The 3,092-nt window shown below is 55.3% G+C and carries 1 tRNA gene and 2 rRNA genes (1 of these 3 only partly in view); all 3 read right to left on the bottom strand.

Annotated features, from left to right (window positions below):
* Positions 1–77, bottom strand: a tRNA-Met gene (locus NNZ72_RS25200).
* A gap of 45 nt (positions 78–122) precedes the next feature.
* Positions 123–237, bottom strand: a 5S ribosomal RNA gene (rrf, locus tag NNZ72_RS25195).
* A gap of 265 nt (positions 238–502) precedes the next feature.
* A 23S ribosomal RNA gene (locus tag NNZ72_RS25640) occupies positions 503–3,092 on the bottom strand (it continues 286 nt past the right edge of the window).

Below are 3,092 nucleotides of genomic sequence, written 5' to 3'. Positions count from 1 at the left end.
TGGTTGCGGGGGCAGGATTTGAACCTGCGGCCTTCAGGTTATGAGCCTGACGAGCTACCGGGCTGCTCCACCCCGCGTTATGGGTGGTTTGTGGAGGGAAGATTGAGTGTTGCGTTTAGCAGACCTGGCAGCGACCTACTCTCCCGCGTCTTGAGACGAAGTACCATTGGCGCAGGGGCGTTTCACGGCCGTGTTCGGAATGGGAACGGGTGCAGCCACCCCGCGATGACCACCAGGTCGGCGAAGCGCAACATGCCCTGTTGTGCAGGGCGTTTTTCGAGAAGCTGGATTTTGAGCGAATAGGGAGTAGCCAATAGCGAATAGTCGCTTTTGCCCCCTGCTTTGCGAACACGTCTTTCGAGACCTTTTGCGTGGCACTTCCGGAGCGAAGCTCCGCAAGGCCAGAGGCCGTCGCCAATCGTTTGGCGCGCCGTCCGCAGGGCCTACGGCCCGTGAGGACAAAAGATCTCATGCTCATCTTCGATGAGCATGAACAATGAGAACGATCAAGCCGATCGAGCGATTAGTACCGGTAAGCTTCACGCATTGCTGCGCTTCCACACCCGGCCTATCAACGTGGTCGTCTTCCACGGCTCTCAAGGGAATACTCGTTTTCAGGTGGGTTTCCCGCTTAGATGCCTTCAGCGGTTATCCCTTCCATATATAGCTACCCTGCTATGCCCTTGGCAGGACAACAGGTCCACCAGAGATATGTCCATCCCGGTCCTCTCGTACTAGGGACAGATCCTGTCAATATTCCTACACCCACGGCAGATAGGGACCGAACTGTCTCACGACGTTCTGAACCCAGCTCACGTACCGCTTTAATTGGCGAACAGCCAAACCCTTGGGACCTGCTCCAGCCCCAGGATGCGATGAGCCGACATCGAGGTGCCAAACAACCCCGTCGATATGGACTCTTGGGGGTCATCAGCCTGTTATCCCCGGCGTACCTTTTATCCGTTGAGCGATGGCCCTTCCACGCGGGACCACCGGATCACTATGACCGACTTTCGTCTCTGCTCGACTTGTCAGTCTCGCAGTCAGGCGGGCTTATGCCATTGCACTCGACGAGCGATTTCCGACCGCTCTGAGCCCACCATCGCGCGCCTCCGTTACTCTTTCGGAGGCGACCGCCCCAGTCAAACTACCCACCATACACTGTCCCGGACCCGGATGACGGGCCGCGGTTAGACATCCATGACGATAAGGGTGGTATTTCAAGGGTGGCTCCACCCGAACTGGCGTCCGGGCTTCAAAGCCTACCACCTATCCTACACATGCCGACACGAATGCCAGTGTAAAGCTATAGTAAAGGTGCACGGGGTCTTTCCGTCTGACCGCAGGAACCCCGCATCTTCACGGGGAATTCAATTTCACTGAGTCTGCGTTGGAGACAGCGGGGAAGTCGTTACGCCATTCGTGCAGGTCGGAACTTACCCGACAAGGAATTTCGCTACCTTAGGACCGTTATAGTTACGGCCGCCGTTTACTGGGGCTTCGATTCAAAGCTTGCACCTCTCCTCTTAACCTTCCAGCACCGGGCAGGCGTCAGACCCTATACGTCGTCTTGCGACTTCGCAGAGCCCTGTGTTTTTGATAAACAGTCGCTACCCCCTGGTCTGTGCCACCCCTCTCCACTTGCGTAGAAAGAGGTCACGCTTCTTCCGAAGTTACGCGTGCAATTTGCCGAGTTCCTTCAACGCAGTTCTCTCAAGCGCCTTGGTATACTCTACCTGACCACCTGTGTCGGTTTCGGGTACGGTCTATACGGTGGAGCTGTTTCCTGGAACCGACCCACCGCAAGGACAATCCAATAAGCCCTTACGATCTTCTCGATCCGTCACTACCACCAGGCCCACGAATATTAACGTGGTTCCCATCGACTACGCGTGTCCGCCTCGTCTTAGGGGCCGGCTAACCCTGCTCAGATTAACTTTAAGCAGGAACCCTTGGTCTTTCGGCGAGGGGGTCTCTCACCCCCTTTATCGTTACTCATGTCAACATTCGCACTTCCGATACCTCCAGGGCCCCTCACGGGTACCCCTTCGCAGGCTTACGGAACGCTCCGCTACCACGTATCTTGCGATACATCCTCAGCTTCGGTGCATGGCTTCAGCCCCGTTACATTTTCGGCGCAAGGACCCTTGTTTAGACCAGTGAGCTGTTACGCTTTCTTTAAATGATGGCTGCTTCTAAGCCAACATCCTGGTTGTTTTGGGATCCTCACATCCTTTCCCACTTAGCCATGACTTGGGGACCTTAGCTGGAGGTCAGGGTTGTTGCCCTCTTCACGACGGACGTTAGCACCCGCCGTGTGTCTGCCGAGTAGTACTCCACGGTATTCGGAGTTTGGTTAGGATCAGTAAGACGGTGAGTCCCCATAGCCCATCCAGTGCTCTACCCCCGTGGGTATTCGCTCGACGCTCTACCTAAATAGATTTCGCGGAGAACCAGCTATCTCCGAGTTTGATTGGCCTTTCACCCCTAGCCACAAGTCATCCCAATCTATTGCAACAGATGCGGGTTCGGTCCTCCAGTTGGTGTTACCCAACCTTCAACCTGCTCATGGCTAGATCACTCGGTTTCGGGTCTAATGCAACTAACTCATTCGCCCTGTTCAGACTCGCTTTCGCTGCGCCTACACCTATCGGCTTAAGCTTGCTAGTTACACTAAGTCGTTGACCCATTATACAAAAGGTACGCCGTCAGGCTTGCGCCCTCCGACTGTTTGTAGGCAACCGGTTTCAGGTTCTCTTTCACTCCCCTTGTCGGGGTGCTTTTCACCTTTCCCTCACGGTACTTGTTCGCTATCGGTCATGCACGAGTACTTAGGCTTGGAGAGTGGTCTCCCCATGTTCAGACAGGATTTCACGTGTCCCGCCCTACTCAAGGACAATGCCTGTTCTACGCGTACGGGGCTGTCACCCACTAAGGCCGGACTTTCCAGTCCGTTCCGCTTCATTCGGCATTGCCACTGGCCTGGTCCGCGTTCGCTCGCCACTACTTGCGGAGTCTCGGTTGATGTCCTTTCCTGCAGGTACTTAGATGTTTCAGTTCCCTGCGTTCGCTTCTTACCCCTATGGATTCAG

The organism is Shinella pollutisoli, from assembly GCF_024609765.1.
Taxonomy (GTDB): domain Bacteria; phylum Pseudomonadota; class Alphaproteobacteria; order Rhizobiales; family Rhizobiaceae; genus Shinella; species Shinella pollutisoli.
Note: the sequence above shows the minus strand (reverse complement) of the source record. Positions and strands in the feature narration are given on the sequence as shown.